Annotated in this window: 13 protein-coding genes; 9 read left to right on the top strand and 4 right to left on the bottom strand. The window is 67.3% G+C overall.

Annotation, left to right across the window (positions count from 1 at the left end; translation table 11 throughout):
* Positions 1–37: 37 nt before the first annotated feature.
* The 4 genes from WMK75_RS07750 to cobS form a co-directional block, all read right to left on the bottom strand.
* Positions 38–1,852, bottom strand: coding sequence for an aminopeptidase P family protein (locus tag WMK75_RS07750; RefSeq protein WP_347267101.1), 1,815 nt, complete (start codon positions 1,850–1,852; stop codon positions 38–40).
* Between the two features lie 21 nt (positions 1,853–1,873).
* Entirely contained in the window at positions 1,874–3,142 is a 1,269-nt protein-coding gene (epsE, locus tag WMK75_RS07745; RefSeq protein ID WP_347267100.1) for an exopolysaccharide biosynthesis GT4 family glycosyltransferase EpsE, read from the bottom strand.
* A 95-nt stretch (positions 3,143–3,237) separates the two neighbouring features.
* The gene (gene cobT / locus WMK75_RS07740; RefSeq protein ID WP_347267099.1) at positions 3,238–5,100 is read right to left on the bottom strand and encodes a cobaltochelatase subunit CobT; all 1,863 of its coding nucleotides are present in this window, start codon (positions 5,098–5,100) and stop codon (positions 3,238–3,240) included.
* Between the two features lie 67 nt (positions 5,101–5,167).
* Complete coding sequence (gene cobS, locus WMK75_RS07735) at positions 5,168–6,142, bottom strand: cobaltochelatase subunit CobS (RefSeq protein ID WP_347267098.1); 975 nt, start codon at positions 6,140–6,142, stop codon at positions 5,168–5,170.
* 174 nt (positions 6,143–6,316) lie between these two features.
* On the opposite strand from cobS, the gene WMK75_RS07730 reads away from it, so the two are divergent.
* From WMK75_RS07730 to fusA, 9 genes are all read left to right on the top strand, one after another.
* Positions 6,317–7,285: a DUF808 domain-containing protein gene (locus WMK75_RS07730; protein ID WP_347267097.1), complete on the top strand. Its 969-nt coding sequence runs from the start codon at positions 6,317–6,319 to the stop codon at positions 7,283–7,285.
* A gap of 63 nt (positions 7,286–7,348) precedes the next feature.
* Entirely contained in the window at positions 7,349–8,728 is a 1,380-nt protein-coding gene (locus tag WMK75_RS07725; RefSeq protein ID WP_347267096.1) for an FAD-linked oxidase C-terminal domain-containing protein, read from the top strand.
* 111 nt (positions 8,729–8,839) lie between these two features.
* Positions 8,840–9,622: a GH25 family lysozyme gene (locus WMK75_RS07720; protein ID WP_347267095.1), complete on the top strand. Its 783-nt coding sequence runs from the start codon at positions 8,840–8,842 to the stop codon at positions 9,620–9,622.
* The gene (locus WMK75_RS07715) at positions 9,598–10,254 is read left to right on the top strand and encodes a CPBP family glutamic-type intramembrane protease (protein ID WP_347267094.1); all 657 of its coding nucleotides are present in this window, start codon (positions 9,598–9,600) and stop codon (positions 10,252–10,254) included. Before WMK75_RS07720 ends, WMK75_RS07715 begins: the two co-directional genes overlap by 25 nt.
* Positions 10,255–10,315: 61 nt before the next feature.
* On the top strand, positions 10,316–12,091 hold the full coding sequence (aspS, locus tag WMK75_RS07710) for an aspartate--tRNA ligase (protein WP_347267093.1): 1,776 nt from the start codon (positions 10,316–10,318) through the stop codon (positions 12,089–12,091).
* Between the two features lie 148 nt (positions 12,092–12,239).
* Positions 12,240–12,794, top strand: coding sequence for an isoprenylcysteine carboxylmethyltransferase family protein (locus WMK75_RS07705; protein WP_347267092.1), 555 nt, complete (start codon positions 12,240–12,242; stop codon positions 12,792–12,794).
* A gap of 311 nt (positions 12,795–13,105) precedes the next feature.
* Entirely contained in the window at positions 13,106–13,477 is a 372-nt protein-coding gene (gene rpsL, locus WMK75_RS07700; RefSeq protein ID WP_010399029.1) for a 30S ribosomal protein S12, read from the top strand.
* Between the two features lie 12 nt (positions 13,478–13,489).
* Positions 13,490–13,960 (top strand): 30S ribosomal protein S7, encoded by a 471-nt coding sequence (rpsG, locus tag WMK75_RS07695; protein WP_347267091.1) that lies wholly within the window; start codon positions 13,490–13,492, stop codon positions 13,958–13,960.
* Positions 13,961–13,972: 12 nt separating this feature from the next.
* Positions 13,973–16,096 (top strand): elongation factor G, encoded by a 2,124-nt coding sequence (fusA, locus tag WMK75_RS07690; protein WP_347267090.1) that lies wholly within the window; start codon positions 13,973–13,975, stop codon positions 16,094–16,096.
* Positions 16,097–16,240: the final 144 nt, after the last annotated feature.

Genomic DNA, 16,240 nt, shown 5'->3' with positions numbered 1-16,240 from the left:
ACTCATGCGACCGCGCCAGGGGGCGCGGCGCCGCTCCTCAGGCGCCGGTCAGCGGTCGCGTGGCCAGGAACAGCCAGTCGCGCGCCTCGCCTTCGACCAGCGGCGCGATCTTGTTCCAGACCTCGGCGTGATAGGCGTCCAGCCAGGCGGTCTCGTCCTGCGACAAAAGCGCGGGTTCGATCAGTCGGCGGTCGATCGGGGCGAAGGTGATGGTCTCCAGCCCCAGCATGTCGCGGCCGTCCGGGCTGTCGCGCCTCTCGACCACCACCAGATTCTCGATGCGGATGCCGAATTCGCCCTCGCGGTAATAGCCCGGCTCGTTCGACAGGATCATCCCGGCCTGCAGCGCAATGTCCGAGATGCGGGCAAAGCGCACCGGCCCCTCATGCACCGAAAGGCCGGCGCCGACGCCATGGCCGGTGCCATGGTCGAAATCCAGGCCCTCGGACCACAGTGGCGCGCGCGCCAGCGCGTCCAGATGGCAGCCGGCGACGCCCTGCGGGAATTGCGCACGGCTCAGCGCGATCATGCCTTGCAGCACGCGCGTATAGGGCCGGCGCACCGCCGGGTCGAAGGCGCCCATCGGCAGGGTGCGGGTGATGTCGGTGGTGCCGTCGCCATATTGCCCGCCGGAATCGACCAGCAGGATATGGCCCGGCTCGATGCGCAGGTCGCTGTCCTCGCTGACGTGATAGTGACAGATGGCGCCATGCGGGCCGGTGGCCGAAATGGTGTCAAAGCTGATGTCCAGGATGCCGCGCTTGCGGCGCAACTCCTCAAGCTTCTTCGCCACGCCGATCTCGGTCAGCGGCTCGCTTGCCAGATGCGGCGCGCGGCCGTCCAGCCAGCACAAGAGCTCGACCACCGCCGCGCCGTCGCGCAGATGCGCCGCGCGCATGCCGGCGATCTCGGCCGGGTTCTTGCGGGCCTTGCGCATGATCACCGGGTCTTGGCCCTCGGCGATGGCGGTGCCCATGCTCTCGATCAGGGTGAACACCTTCTCCGGGGCGGTGCCGGGATCGACCAGCACCGGGCCCGAGAGATTGGTCAGCGCCGGGGTCAGCGCCTCGGGCGGCAGCAGCGTCACCTCATTGCCAAGCGCCGCGCGCACCTCGGCGGGGAATTTCGCCGGATTGGCAAAGACCGCGACATGGGCGTTGGCCTCGATGATGGCGAAGGCCTGCACCACCGGGTTCTTGGGCACGTCCGAGCCACGGATGTTCAGCAGCCATGACAGGCAGTCGGGCAGGGTCAGCACCGCCGCCTGCTGCCCGGCGGCCCGCAGCGCCGCGGCGATGCGGGCGCGCTTTTCCGCCGCGGTCTCGCCGGCGATCGCCTCGGGCCAGAGCCGCACCTGGCCCACCGGCGCCGGCGGCTGGTCGTGCCAGATCGCGTCCAGCGGGTTGGAATCAACCGCGATCAGTGCGATGCCCGAGCCGGCAAGCCCGTGCTCCATCTCGCGGATCTCGCGGCGGGTGTGCAGCCACGGGTCATAGCCGACGCGCCCGCCCTCGTGCAGGGCCTCGCGCAGCCAGGCGGCGGGCTTCGTCTCGGGCCAGGGCACGGGGGTGAAATGACCCGGGTCCACCTCGGCCTTGACCTGCACGCGGTAGCGGCCGTCGATGAACACGCCGGCGCGGTCGGGCGTGACGATGCAAAAGCCGGCGCTGCCGGAAAACCCGGTCAGCCAGGCCAGGCGCGCGTCGCGGGCGGCGACATATTCGCCCTGGTGCGCATCGGCGCGCGGGACGATGAAGCCGTCCAGATCGCGCGCCGCCAGTTCGCGGCGCAGATCGGCCAGCCGCGGCGGGTGGCGCGCGGGATCGGAAAAGCTGTCATAGGTCTGGAACATGTCGGTCTTTCGTCTGTCCTGTCAGGCGGGGGTGGCGGCGCGCCCAAGCGCCGCCGGTGCGCCGGGCAGGGTGCGGGTGATGCCGTCAGCGACCGCCTCGGCGCTGCGGCGGTGGTGAAAATCCTGCGCCACGCGGGCGCGCGAGGCCTGGGCCAGCGCCAGGGCGCGCGCCGGCTCGGCCAGAAGGCCGGCGATTTCGGCGGCCATGACCTCGGGGCGTTCCGCGGGCACCAGGATGGCGTCGCGCCCCGAGGTGATCAACTCGCTGTTGCCGCCGACATCGGTGACCACGACCGGCATTTCCATGGCCATCGCCTCCATGATCGCGACCGAGATGCCCTCATTCAGACTGGCAAGCGCAAAGACATGCGCCGTCTCAAGCCCCTCGCGCACCCGCGCCTCATCGACCGCACCCAGAAGCGTCACCACATCGCCCAGGCCCTTTCCGGCGATCAGCGCGTCCAGGTGCCGGTGATAGCCCGAGCCGCCCTGCTCGTCCTCGCCGGCGATCTCGAGCCGCGCGTCGATGCCCTGCGCGCGCAGCAGCGCCACGGTCGCGATCAGATGGTCATGGCCCTTGACCGCGTTCAGCCGGCCGCAACTGAACAGGCGCAGCGGCGCGCCCGCGGCCGGCGGCTGCCATGGGCGGGCGCGCCGGATCTGGTCCAGATCCACGCCCATCGGCGCGACATTGACCACCGCGGGACGGTCGGCGCCGATCTCGCGCGCGGCCACGCCCTCCAGCAGGCGCGAGATGATGGTGACGAAACGCGCGTGGCGCCATTTCTGGCGCTGGTTCGGGCCGTAGCCGTCCAGGGTCGGGCCGTGCAGGGTCAGGCTGTAGCCCGGGCCGCCAAGGCGTTCACACAGCATGGCGATATTGGCGCTGTCGGCGCAGCTGTGGACATGGATGTGCTGCCAGCCCTGCGCCCGCGCGATGCGCCGCAGACGCGCGCCCATGGCCAGAAGCCCCAGCATCCTGAACCTTCCGCGCAGCCCGCCCGCCGTCTCGGCGCCGAAGGCCGCGCCCAAGGACCGCGCCCAGGCCAGGGGACCGGCGCGCAGGAACTCGGCGACGATGCCCGGGGCACCGCCGCCCAGGGGCAGCAGATAGCGCGTCTCGGCCTGTGCCTCGGCCGCCCAGCTGTGCGAGGCCACGGCGCGCGGCGGCGGCCGGGTCGAGACCAGCTCGGCCCGGATGCCCAGTTCGGCCAGCGCCTGGCGTTCCCGCCACAGGAAGATATGGGTCTGGCCCGGAAACTCGGGGATGAAAAAACCGATCGTCAACACGTCAACGCCCCATGGCGACCGGGTGAAATGCCCCGGCCCGGCGGCATTGGTCGCATGGACCGGGGCGCGAAATCAAGCCGCCCGATTGGTCAGGTTCAGCCGGCGCGGCGCAAGTTCATGGCGCGGGCGCGTTTGCGCGGGTCGGCCTCGAACAGCGCCGCCAGCTGTTCGGTGATGGCGCCGGCCAGCTGCTCGGCATCGGTGATCGTCACCGCGCGCTGGTAATAGCGCGTCACGTCATGGCCGATGCCGATGGCCAGCAGTTCGACCTGACGCTTGCGCTCGATCATGGCGATCACGTCGCGCAGGTGCTTTTCCAGGAAATTCGCCGGATTCACCGACAGGGTGGAATCGTCGACCGGCGCCCCGTCCGAGATCACCATCAGGATGCGGCGCGCCTCGGCGCGGCGGGTCAGGCGGCGGTGCGCCCATTCCAGCGCCTCGCCGTCGATGTTTTCTTTCAGAAGCCCTTCCTTCATCATCAGGCCAAGGTTCGGGCGCACCCGCCGCCAGGGCGCATCGGCGCCCTTGTAGATGATGTGGCGCAGGTCGTTCAGCCGCCCCGGATGCGCCGGACGGCCGGCGGCCAGCCATTTCTCGCGCGCCTGGCCGCCCTTCCAGGCGCGGGTGGTAAAGCCGAGGATCTCGACCTTGACCTGGCTGCGTTCCAGCGTGCGCGCCAGCACGTCGGCGCAGATCGCGGCAATGGAAATGGGGCGCCCGCGCATGGACCCCGAATTGTCCAGCAGCAGCGTCACCACGGTATCGCGGAACTCGGTGTCCTTCTCGACCTTGAACGAAAGCGGCGTGGTCGGGTTCGCCACCACCCGCGCCAGGCGTCCGGCGTCCAGCACGCCCTCTTCCTTGTCGAATTCCCAGCTGCGGTTCTGCTGCGCCTGCAACCGGCGCTGCAGCTTGTTGGCCAGGCGCGAGACCGCGCCGCGCAGGGGTTCAAGCTGCTTGTCCAGATAGGCGCGCAGCCGTTCCAGTTCCGCGGCGTCGGCCAGGTCCTCGGCGCGGATCTCCTCGTCGAACTCCTGGGCAAAGACGCGGTAATCGGCGCTGGCCTCGCTGACCGGGGGCGGCAGTTCCGGCGGGTTGTCGGCCTCCGAGATCTCGGCCTCCTCGGCCATCTCCTCGTCCGACTGGTCGTCCATGCTGACCTGGGCCTGACGCTCTTCCTGGGTCTGGTCCTGGGTGCGGTCGGGGCTGGCCTCGGCGTCATCGTCCTCGTTCTGGTCGCTCGACTGCTCGTTGCCGGCCTCCTCGTCGGCCTCAGCCCCTTCATCCGAGCTGTCGTCCTGCGGCTCGTCCGGGTCCTCGCCCAGCTGGTCGCCATAGCCCAGATCGGCGATCACCCGCCGCGCGAGGCGGGCGAAGGCCGCCTGGTCGGCCAGCACCCGGTCGACATCCTCAAGGTCGGCGCCGGCCTGTTCCTCGATGAAGGGCCGCCACAGGTCGGCGACATGCTGGGCGGCGGCCGGCAGCGGCCGGCCCGTGGCCGCCTGGCGCACGATATAGCCCGCCGCCACCGCCAAAGGCGCGTCCGAGGGCGATTTGATCTGGCCATAGCCCTTGCGGTCGGCGTCATGGCCCAGCCGCACGTCGATGTTGGACAGTGCCCCGGGCATGTCGCGCGCCCCCAGCGCCTCGCAGCGCGCGGTCTCCATCGCCTCGTAGAGGTCGCGCGCCATCGGCCCTGCGGGGACGTATTTCGCATGCGTCGCGGCGTCGTGGTGGCGCAGCTTCATCGCCAGGGCATCCGCCGTGCCGCGCGCCAGCAGGATTTCCTCGCGCGTCATGCGCCGGCTGACCTGCGGCAGGCGCATGGTATCGCCGGCGACGCCCGAGGGATCGGCGGTGAAGGTCACGTTCAGCTCGCGGTCCTCGGCCATGGCCCGGGTGGCCTCGGTCAGAGCCTTCTTGAACGGATCGGCGGGGTTGTCGGATTTCTTCATGTCTTACCCCCTGACAGGTCGCGGCGGCGTTGCGGGCAGCGGGCAATGCCGCTGCCGCGGCAGGCAATCATCCCGCCTTGACCGCCGCGCTTTCCGGCAGTTCCTCGTCGAACAGGCGCTGATAGAATTCGGCCACGGTCTGGCGCTCCAGCTCGTCGCATTTGTTCAGGAAGGTCAGGCGGAAGGCATAGCCGATATTGTTGCCGAAGATGCGCGCGTTCTGCGCCCAGGCGATCACCGTGCGCGGGCTCATCACCGTCGAGAGGTCACCCTGCATGAAGGCGGTGCGCGTCAGGTCGGCCAGCGTCACCATCTGGCCGATGATCTTGCGGCCCTTTTCATTGTTCCAGGTCGGGTTTTTCGACAGCACGATCGCCACCTCGGCGTCATGGCTGAGGTAGTTCAGCGTCGAGACCAGCGACCAGCGGTCCATCTGGCCCTGGTTGATCTGCTGCGTGCCGTGGTAAAGCCCGGTGGTGTCGCCAAGACCCACGGTGTTTGCCGTGGCGAACAGGCGGAAATAGGGGTTCGGGGTGATGACCTCGTTCTGGTCCAGAAGCGTCAGCTTGCCGTCGGCCTCCAGCACGCGCTGGATGACGAACATCACATCGGCGCGGCCGGCGTCATATTCGTCGAAGACGATGGCGGTCGGGTTCCTCAGCGCCCAGGGCAGGATGCCCTCGTGGAAGACCGTGACCTGCTTGCCGTCCACCAGCTTGATCGCATCCTTGCCGATCAGGTCGATGCGCGACACATGGCTGTCGAGGTTCACGCGTACGCAGGGCCAGTTCAGTCGCGCCGCCACCTGCTCGATATGGGTGGATTTGCCGGTGCCGTGATAGCCCTGGATCATCACCCGGCGGTTATGGGCAAAGCCGGCAAGGATCGCCAGCGTGGTGTCGGGGTCGAACTTGTAGGTCGGATCCACGTCCGGCACGCGGTCGCTGCGCTCGGCAAAGCCCTTGACCTTCATGTCGCTGTCAAGGCCGAAAACTTCGCGCAGGTCGATCTCTTCGGTGGGTTTGGCGTTCACGTCCAGCATGGTCAGGCCCTTTCCTCGCAACGCCGCATTGTTCGCGCATTCGGGCTCCACACGCAAGAGACCGCGACAGGTCGGGGTGAAATGCGCGCCGGGCCTTGCCCTTGGGCGCGCGCCCAGATAAGCGCCTGCGGGCGCGCAAGACGCCCGGCACATGGAACCAGGGACGAGGGACGGATGAGCGGATTGCTGGCACTGCTGGATGACGTGGCGGGCATTGCCAAGATCGCGGCGGCCTCGGTCGACGATGTGGCGGGGCAGGCGGCCAAGGCGGGTGCCAAGGCGGCGGGCGCGGTGATCGACGACGCGGCGGTGACGCCGAAATATGTGCACGGATTTTCCGCCGCGCGCGAAGTGCCGATCGTGATGAAGATCGCCCGCGGCTCGCTGTTCAACAAGCTGGTGATCCTTCTGCCCATCGCACTGCTTTTGTCGGCATTCGCGCCCTGGGCGATCACGCCGCTGCTGATGGTCGGCGGCGCCTATCTGTGCTTCGAGGGCGCCGAGAAGGTCTGGCACGCGCTGGCCCATGACCATGGCAACGACCCGGAACTGGAGATCGCGCCCGATGGCACGGTCAGCCTCGAGGAGGACCGGGTGCGCGGCGCGATCAAGACCGATTTCATCCTTTCGGCCGAGATCATGACCATCGCCCTGGCGACGATTCCGGTCGCCAATTCGATCTGGATGAAGGCGCTGGTGCTGGCGGTGGTTGCGCTGGGCATCACCGTCGCCGTCTATGGTTTCGTGGCGCTGATCGTGAAGGCCGACGATTTCGGCCTGCATCTGGCGCGCCGCGGCGGCGTTGCGGCGCCGCTGGGTCGCGGTCTGGTGCGCATCATGCCCGGCTTCATGCGCGTGCTGACCGTGGTCGGCACCGCGGCGATGATCTGGGTCGGCGGCCAGATCGTCGTGCACGGGCTGCACGAACTGGGCCAGCACCAGCCCTATGAATGGGTGCGGCAGCTCTCGGCGGCGGCGGCGACGCTGCTGCCGGCGGCGCCGGGCCTGGCCGGCTGGGCGGCGACGGCGTTTCTGGACGGCATCTTCGGGCTGGCCCTGGGCCTTTTGCTGATCCCGCTGGCCAGGCATCTGGTCTCGCCGGCGATCGGCGCGGCGCGCGGGTTGTTTCGCTTGCGCGGCTAGGCGGGGTTTTCATCCCCTGGGCGGCGGGATTATCAAAGGTCCAGACAGCCCAGGAGGTTCGCCATGCCGATTCCCGCCCCCGCCGCCGAGGCGCTGAGCAGCCTGCTCGGCCCGCGCTTCTCGGCCGCCAGCGCCGAGTGCGAGCTGCACGCCCAGTCCGAAAGCTATCACCGCGCGCCGCCGCCCGATGCCGTGGCCTGGCCGGTCTCGACCGAGGAAGTATCGGCGATCATGGCGATCTGCCACGCGCATCGCGTGCCGGTGACCGGCTGGGGCACCGGCACCTCGCTTGAGGCGCAGGCGCTGGCGACCCGGGGCGGGCTGATCCTTGACATGATGCGCATGGACCGGGTGCTCGAGATCCGCGCCGAGGATCTGCAGGTCAGCGTCCAGCCCGGCGTCACGCGCGAGGCGCTGAATACCGAACTGCGCGCCACCGGCCTGTTCTTTCCGGTCGATCCCGGCGCCAACGCGAGCCTTGGCGGCATGGCCGCGACCCGCGCCAGCGGCACCACCGCCGTGCGCTACGGCACCATGCGCGACAATGTGCTGGCGCTTGAGGTGGTTCTGGCCGACGGGCGGGTGATCCGCACCGGCACGCGGGCGGCGAAATCCAGCGCCGGCTATGACCTGACCGGGCTGATGGTCGGGTCCGAGGGCACGCTGGGGATCATCACCGAACTGACCCTGCGCCTGCACGGCCAGCCCGAGGACGTGGCCGCCGCCGTCTGCGGCTTTGCCACGCTGGAGGAGGCGGTGGAATGTGTCACCGCCACCATCCAGTCGGGCATCCCCATGGCGCGCATCGAATTCATCGACGCCGACGTGGTGCGCGCCTTCAACAGGTTTTCGGGCACCGCGATGCACGAGGGCCCGCATCTGATGGTCGAGTTCCACGGCTCTCCCGCCATGGTCGCCGAGGATGCGCAGCGCTTTGGCGAGATCGCGGGTGATTGCGGCGGCACCGGCTTTGACTGGGCCTCGACGCCCGAGGAACGCGCGGCGCTGTGGAAGATGCGCCACGGCGCCTATCGTTCCTGTCTGGCGCTGCGTCCGGGCGCCACGGCGGTGATCACCGATGTCTGCGTGCCGATGTCGCATCTGCCCGCCGCGGTCGCCGCTGCCGCCGAGGACATCCGCGCCGAAGGCCTGCTGGGTCCGATGGTCGGCCATGTCGGCGACGGCAATTTCCACGCCCAGATCCTGGTCATGCCAGGAGACGAGGCCGAGCTGGCCGCCGCCAAGCGCGTCGCCGCCCGCATGGCCGAGCGCGCGCTGGCCGTCGGCGGCACCATTACCGGCGAACATGGCGTGGGTATCGGCAAACGCGCCCTGATGCGCGCCGAACATGGCGAGGCGGTGGCGGTGATGGCGGCGATAAAGCGTGCGCTCGACCCGGAAAACATCCTCAACCCCGGCAAGCTGATCCCCGAGGTGAACTGAACGCGGCGCAGGTGACGGATTCGTGATCCTCACGCTGGCGTGACTTTGCCCGGGCCTTTTGCGATAACGGTGCAAAGCGCCGGGAAAAGGCGCAGGAGGCAGAGGGCAGAGATGACATTCCTGGGCAGGATATTTGCAGTCATGCTGCTGGTCGCGCTGGCGGCCTGCGGCGGCGGATCGGGGAAACGCGCGGTCGTGGCCGGGCAGGGCAGCGGCCCGCAATTCGGCGACAGCGCGCCGCATGCCTGGGTCGGCGGTCATCCCTATGACCATCCGGTGCACGGCATCGACATCTCGCGCTATCAGGGCGACATCAACTGGGGGGTGGTGCGCCGCTCGGGGGTGAGTTTCGCCTTCATCAAGGCGACCGAGGGCGGCGATTATGCCGACCCGAGCTTTGGCCGCTACTGGGCCGAGGCGGCGCAGGCGCGCATCCCGCGCGGTGCCTATCACTATTTCTATTTCTGCCGCTCGGGCGCGGAACAGGCGCGCTGGTTCATCCAGAACGTGCCGCGCGAACGCGGCGCCATGCCGCCGGTGATCGACCTGGAATGGACGCGCTCCAAGACCTGCCCGACCCGGCCGCCGGCGCATGAGGTGCTGCGCGAGGCCAGGATCTTCAAGGACATCCTGCACCAGTATTACGGCCAGCGTCCGATCATCTACACCACGGTCGATTTCTACCGCGACAACAACCTGCGCAGCTGGCCCGAGGAGTTCTGGCTGCGCTCGGTCGCCGGCCACCCGCGCGAGGTCTATCCCGGCCAGCGCTACAGCTTCTGGCAATACAGCGGCACCGGCCTGGTGCCCGGCGTCGATGGCAATGTCGATCTGAACGTCTTTTCCGGCTCGCCGGCGCAGTGGCGGCAATGGCTGGGCCGCCGGCTGCAATAGCACGCGCCCGGCTGCGGGCCGAATTCGCGGCGCTCTATCTGGGGGCGCCGCTGGCCATGGCGCTGTTTTTGCCGCATGGCATGCTGTTTGCGGCGCTGGCGCTGTTCAGCGCCGCCGGGCTGGCCTTGCTGTGGTTCAGCGGCGGCTTTGACTGGCGCGGCCTGCTGCGCGGCTGGGGCGTCCTGCCCTGGCCCGAAATGGCAGCCGTCACCGCCGCCACGCTGGGCTTGGGCGCGGCGATCCTGGCGATCAGCCATCCTGGCGCGATCTTCAACCTGGCCCGGGACCGGCCGGGGTTCATGGCGCTGGTCTGGGTCCTCTATCCGGTCCTGTCGGCGCTGCCGCAGGAGCTGATCTTCCGGCCGCTGTTCTTTCATCGCTACGGCGCCGTGCTGCCCGCCGGGCGCGCGGCGATCTGGCTGAATGCCGGGGTCTTTGCCTTTGCGCATCTGATGTACTGGTCCTGGGTGGTGGCGGGTCTCAGCTTTCTGGGCGGGCTGGTCTTTGCCCGCGCCTATCTCACGCGCGGCTTTCCCGCCGCCTGGGTGCTGCATGCGCTGGCCGGAAATGCGCTGTTCACCGTCGGCATGGGGGCCTATTTCTATTCCGGCAATGTGGTGCGCCCCTTCTGATCGCTTGACTTCCCGCGCGCGCCGCGCTTCATGCGTGGCCTGATACGCAAGGGGAAACGTGATGAGCGCCTATCGCAGCCATACCTGCGGCCAGCTGACCGCAGCCGCCGCCGGAACCGAAGCCCGCCTGTCCGGCTGGGTGCACCGGGTCCGCGACCACGGCGGCGTGCTGTTCATCGACCTGCGCGACCATTACGGCATCACCCAGGTGATCGCCGACAGCGACTCGCCCGCCTTCCCGGTGCTGGAGCGGCTGCGCGCCGAGACCGTCATCCGCATCGACGGCCGGGTGAAGCTGCGCGACGCGAGCCTGATCAACCCGAAACTCCCGACCGGCGAGATCGAGGTCTATGCCACCGAGGTCGAGGTTCTGGGCGCCGCCGACGATCTGCCGCTGCCGGTATTCGGCGATCACGACTACCCCGAGGAAACCCGCCTCGCCTATCGCTTTCTCGACCTGCGCCGCGAAAGCCTGCACAACAACATCATGCTGCGCAGCCAGGTCGTGCGCTCGATCCGCAACCGCATGTGGGATCAGGGCTTTACCGAGTTCCAGACCCCGATCATCACCGCGTCCAGCCCCGAGGGCGCGCGCGACTTTCTGGTGCCCTCGCGCCTGCATCCGGGCAAGTTCTACGCCCTGCCGCAGGCGCCGCAGCAGTTCAAGCAGCTGATCATGGTCGCGGGCTTTGACAAGTATTTCCAGATCGCGCCCTGTTTCCGCGACGAGGACCCGCGCGCCGACCGCTCGCCCACCGATTTCTACCAACTCGACCTTGAGATGTCCTTTGTCGAGCAGGAGGACGTCTTCGCCGCGATCCAGCCGGTGATTCAGGGCCTGTTTCAGGAGTTCGGCAAGGGCCGTCCGGTCGATGCCGAATGGCCGCGCATCCCTTACGCGGAATCGATGCTGAAATACGGCAGCGACAAGCCGGACCTGCGGAACCCGATCGAGATGCAGGTGGTCAGCGACCACTTCCGCGGCTCGGGCTTTGCGATCTTTGCGAAACTGCTGGAACAGGACGGGACCGAGGTTCGCGCCATTCCCGCGCCGACCGGCGGCTCGCGCAAATTCGCCGACCGCATGAACGCCTTCGCCCAGGGGCAGGGCCTGCCGGGCATGGGCTATATCTTCTGGCGCAAGGCCGAGGATGGCAGCACCGAGGCCGCCGGCCCGATCGCCAAGGCGCTGGGGGCCGAGAAAACCGAGGCCATCCGCATCCAACTGGGTCTGGGCGGGGGCGACGCCGCCTTCTTCCTCGGCGGCAAGCCCGAGGCGTTTGAGGCCGTCGCCGGCCGTGCCCGTAACGAGATCGGACGCGAACTGGGCCTGACCGACGAGCACCAGTTCAAATTCGCCTGGATCGTCGATTTCCCGATGTATGAAAAGGGCGACGACGGCCGCATCGACTTTTCGCACAACCCCTTCTCGATGCCGCAGGGCGGGCTCGAGGCGCTCAATGGCGATCCGCTGGCGGTCAAGGGCTATCAATACGACCTCGCCTGCAACGGCTATGAGCTGATTTCCGGTGCGATCCGCAACCACAAGCCCGAGATCATGTTCAAGGCCTTTGAACTGGCCGGCTACGGCCATGACGAGGTGGAAAAGCGTTTCGGCGGCATGGTCAAGGCCTTCCGCTATGGCGCGCCGCCGCACGGGGGCTGCGCTGCCGGCATCGACCGCATCGTCATGCTGCTGGCCGATGAGCTGAACATCCGCGAGGTCATCATGTTCCCGATGAACCAGCGCGCCGAGGACCTGATGATGGGCGCCCCATCCGAGCCCACGAACGAGCAGCTGCGCGACCTGCGCCTGCGCGTGCTGCCGCGCGACTGAAGGCCGCAGGCCCCGCAGCCTTCAGGGCAATCACCCTTGAGGGCCCGGGCTGGTCGGGCGGCAGCGGCCAAAGCGCGATTGCGCATCGCCCGGGGCCGGGATAGTCGTGATGCGGTGGCAGGCCAGCCGGCCTGTGGCGGGAGGGGCCATGCGCACTGCGGTCAATCAGAAGATCCGGGTCAACATCCTGCGGCTGTCGGGGCTGGTCCTGCTGCCGGCCGTCCTGCTGATCCAGCCGGCACTGGGGCTTGATGGGTTTGGCCATGAGGCGATCGAAACCCTTGGCATCCTGCTGCTTCTGGTGGGGGTGCTGGGCCGTTTCTGGTCCATCCTTTACGTCGGCGGGGCCAAGAACCGGACCGTGATCCAGGACGGCCCCTATTCGATGACCCGCAACCCGCTCTATTTCTTCTCGACCGTGGCGGCAGCGGGCATCGGGCTGATCCTGTGGCTGACGGCGCGGCGCGAATCCGGCTTTCTGTCCCAGGCTTTCGGCGCCGATTACGATGCCTATGCGGCGCAGACGCCGTTCTTCCTGCCTGATCCGCGGCTGTTTCGCAGCGGGCGGATCGCCAGCTTCGACACCTCGACGCTGCGGCGCAACCTGTTCGACGCCCTCGTGTTTCTGAGCTTCATCCCGATTGCCGAACTGGTGGACCAGATGAAGCTGAGCCTGGGCTGGTCGCTGCTGAGCCTGTGGTGACAGGATCTGGCAGGACAGTGACGCCTGCGGCCCGGAATTGCTGATCTTGCGGCTGGTGCCTGGTGCCGGGGGCCTGTTGACTCACCCGGGAAATCCCCATATACGCCGCACACCCGGCAGGAAACTGCCAGGTAGCCCAGTAAACCTGTGGCCATGATCCGGGCCAAGACGCCTTGATCCTCTGGAGAACGCCCGTCCTCCCCCTTTTGGGGGCCGGATGGGTTCTGGCGTTTCACGATAGGCGTGATTCGCCGTCGAGAAGTGGCGCAGCCGAGGCTGCGAGTATTGACGAAAGCAAGACGGGGAACCGAATGCCGACGATCCAACAGCTGATCCGCAAACCGCGGCAGCCCAAGGTGCAGCGCTCGAAGTCGCAGCACCTGCAATCCTGCCCGCAGAAGCGTGGCGTTTGCACGCGCGTCTATACCACGACGCCGAAAAAGCCGAACTCGGCCATGCGCAAGGTGGCGAAAGTCCGCCTGACCAATGGTTTCGAGGTCATCTCCTATATTCCGGGCGAAAAGCACAACCTGCAGGAACACAGCGTCGTGCTGATCCGCGGCGGCCGGGTCAAGGACCTTCCGGGTGTGCGCTATCACATCCTGCGCGGTGTTCTGGATACGCAAGGCGTCAAGGACCGTCGCCAGCGTCGCTCGAAATACGGCGCGAAGCGTCCGAAATAAGGAGATAGGCCCATGTCCCGTCGTCACGCCGCTGAAAAGCGCGAAATCCTGCCCGACGCCAAATTTGGCGATCGCGTGCTGACCAAATTCATGAACAACCTGATGGTCGACGGCAAGAAGTCGACCGCCGAGCGCATCGTCTACAACGCGCTCGACCGCGTTCAGGGCAAGCTCAAGCGCGAGCCGATCGAAGTCTTTCACGAGGCCCTCGACAATGTGAAGCCCTCGGTCGAGGTGCGTTCGCGCCGCGTCGGCGGTGCCACCTACCAGGTTCCGGTCGAGGTCCGTCCGACCCGCCGCGAGGCCCTGGCGATCCGCTGGCTGATCGAGGCCAGCAAGAAGCGCAACGAACACACCATGGAAGAGCGCCTTGCGGGTGAGCTGGCCGATGCCGTCAACGGCCGCGGCACCGCGGTGAAGAAGCGCGAAGACACCCACAAGATGGCCGACGCCAACAAGGCGTTCAGCCATTATCGCTGGTAAGAGGAGGTAACCATGGCACGCGAATATCCGCTGGAGCGTTACCGCAACTTCGGGATCATGGCCCATATCGACGCGGGCAAGACCACGACGACCGAACGCATCCTGTTCTACACCGGCAAGAACCACAAGATGGGCGAGACGCATGACGGCGCCTCGACCATGGATTTCATGGAGCAGGAAGCCGAGCGCGGGATCACCATCTCGTCGGCGGCGACCACCACCTTCTGGCAGAAGCACGAGGATGCGGAGTTCACTCCGGATCAGGCCGAGCGCTGCCGCTTCAACATCATCGACACCCCCGGCCACGTCGACTTCACCATCGAGGTCGAGCGTTCGCTGGCGGTTCTGGACGGCGCCATCTGCCTGCTGGACGGCAATGCCGGTGTCGAGCCGCAGACCGAGACCGTCTGGCGCCAGGCCGACCGCTACAAGGTGCCGCGCATCGTCTTTGTCAACAAGATGGACAAGATCGGCGCCGACTTCTTCAAATGCGTCGCCATGATCAAGGACCGCACCGGCGGCACTCCCTGCCCGATCGCCCTGCCGATCGGCGCCGAGGACAAGCTGGAAGGCATCGTCGATCTGATCAAGATGGAAGAATGGGTCTGGATCGGTGAGGACCTCGGCGCAAGCTGGGTTCGCCAGCCGATCCGCGCCGAGCTGCAGGATGTGGCCGAGGAATGGCGCGGCAAGATGATCGAGCTTGCCGTCGAGCAGGACGATGCCGCCATGGAAGCCTACCTCGAGGGTAACGAGCCCGACGAGGCCACGCTGCGCAAGCTGATCCGCAAGGGCACGCTGTCCTTGTCCTTCTTCCCGGTCATGGCCGGATCGGCCTTCAAGAACAAGGGCGTGCAGCCGCTGCTGAACGCCGTTGTGGACTTTCTGCCCGCGCCGACCGACGTTCCGGCCTATGTCGGCTTCGCCCCCGGCGACGAGACCGAGACCCGCAACATCGAGCGTCATGCCACGGACAACGAGCCCTTCTCGGCTCTGGCGTTCAAGATCATGAACGACCCCTTCGTCGGCTCGCTGACCTTCACGCGCATCTATTCGGGCGCGCTGAAGAAAGGCGACCAGATGATGAACTCGACCAAGGGCAAGCGCGAGCGCGTCGGCCGGATGATGGTGATGCACGCCGTCAACCGCGAAGAATGCGACGAAGCCTTTGCGGGCGACATCATCGCGCTGGCCGGTCTGAAGGAAACCACCACGGGCGACACGCTGTGCGACCCGGCGAAACCGGTGGTTCTGGAAACCATGACCTTCCCCGAGCCGGTGATCGAGATCGCCGTCGAGCCGAAGTCGAAGGCCGACCAGGAAAAGATGGGCCTGGCGCTGCAGCGTCTGGCGGCCGAGGACCCGTCCTTCCGCGTCGAGACCGACATCGAGTCGGGCCAGACCATCATGAAGGGCATGGGCGAACTTCACCTCGACATCCTCGTGGACCGCATGAAGCGCGAGTTCAAGGTCGAGGCGAACATCGGTGCGCCGCAGGTGGCTTATCGCGAGACCATCTCGCAGCAGGCCGAGATCGACTACACGCACAAGAAACAGACCGGTGGCACCGGCCAGTTCGCGCGCATCAAGCTGGTGATCTCGCCCACCGAGCCGGGCGAGGGCTATTCGTTCGAAAGCAAGATCGTCGGCGGCGCGGTGCCGAAGGAATATATCCCCGGCGTCGAGAAGGGCATCAAGTCCGTCATGGACTCGGGCCCGCTGGCGGGCTTCCCGGTGATCGACTTCAAGGTGGCGCTGATCGACGGTGCCTTCCACGATGTCGACTCCTCGGTTCTGGCCTTCGAGATCGCCGCCCGTGCCGCGATGCGTGAGGGCCTGAAAAAGGCCGGCGCCAAGCTGCTCGAGCCGATCATGCGCGTGGAAGTGGTGACGCCGGAGGAATATACCGGCAACATCATCGGCGACCTGACCAGCCGTCGTGGCATGGTCCGCGGCCAGGATACCCGCGGCAACGCGAACGTCATCGACGCCATGGTGCCGCTGGCCAACATGTTCGGCTACATCAACAACCTGCGCTCGATGTCCTCGGGCCGGGCGGTGTTCACCATGCAGTTCGACCATTACGACGCCGTGCCGCAGAACATCTCGGACGAGATCCAGAAGAAATACGCCTGATCGGGATGGCGGGGCGTCCGGCCCCGCCTTTCCTCGTGAACCATCAGAACCCCAAGGAGCCCTGCTTATGGCAAAGGCAAAGTTTGAACGCACGAAACCGCACGTCAACATCGGCACGATTGGTCACGTTGACCACGGCAAGAC

Source organism: Paracoccus sp. (in: a-proteobacteria), from assembly GCF_039808215.1.
Lineage (GTDB): Bacteria > Pseudomonadota > Alphaproteobacteria > Rhodobacterales > Rhodobacteraceae > Paracoccus.
This window is presented reverse-complemented; position numbering and strand designations above follow the sequence as displayed.

Bases quoted from the DNA above. Each gene is read 5' to 3' on its own strand.
- WMK75_RS07750 (WP_347267101.1), bottom strand. From the start codon at position 1,852: ATGTTCCAGACCTATGACAGCTTTTCCGATCCCGCGCGCCACCCGCCG.
- cobT (WP_347267099.1), bottom strand. From the start codon at position 5,100: ATGAAGAAATCCGACAACCCCGCCGATCCGTTCAAGAAGGCTCTGACC.
- cobS (WP_347267098.1), bottom strand. From the start codon at position 6,142: ATGCTGGACGTGAACGCCAAACCCACCGAAGAGATCGACCTGCGCGAA.
- WMK75_RS07730 (WP_347267097.1), top strand. From the start codon at position 6,317: ATGAGCGGATTGCTGGCACTGCTGGATGACGTGGCGGGCATTGCCAAG.
- WMK75_RS07725 (WP_347267096.1), top strand. From the start codon at position 7,349: ATGCCGATTCCCGCCCCCGCCGCCGAGGCGCTGAGCAGCCTGCTCGGC.
- WMK75_RS07720 (WP_347267095.1), top strand. From the start codon at position 8,840: ATGACATTCCTGGGCAGGATATTTGCAGTCATGCTGCTGGTCGCGCTG.
- WMK75_RS07715 (WP_347267094.1), top strand. From the start codon at position 9,598: ATGGCTGGGCCGCCGGCTGCAATAGCACGCGCCCGGCTGCGGGCCGAA.
- aspS (WP_347267093.1), top strand. From the start codon at position 10,316: ATGAGCGCCTATCGCAGCCATACCTGCGGCCAGCTGACCGCAGCCGCC.
- WMK75_RS07705 (WP_347267092.1), top strand. From the start codon at position 12,240: ATGCGCACTGCGGTCAATCAGAAGATCCGGGTCAACATCCTGCGGCTG.
- rpsL (WP_010399029.1), top strand. From the start codon at position 13,106: ATGCCGACGATCCAACAGCTGATCCGCAAACCGCGGCAGCCCAAGGTG.
- rpsG (WP_347267091.1), top strand. From the start codon at position 13,490: ATGTCCCGTCGTCACGCCGCTGAAAAGCGCGAAATCCTGCCCGACGCC.
- fusA (WP_347267090.1), top strand. From the start codon at position 13,973: ATGGCACGCGAATATCCGCTGGAGCGTTACCGCAACTTCGGGATCATG.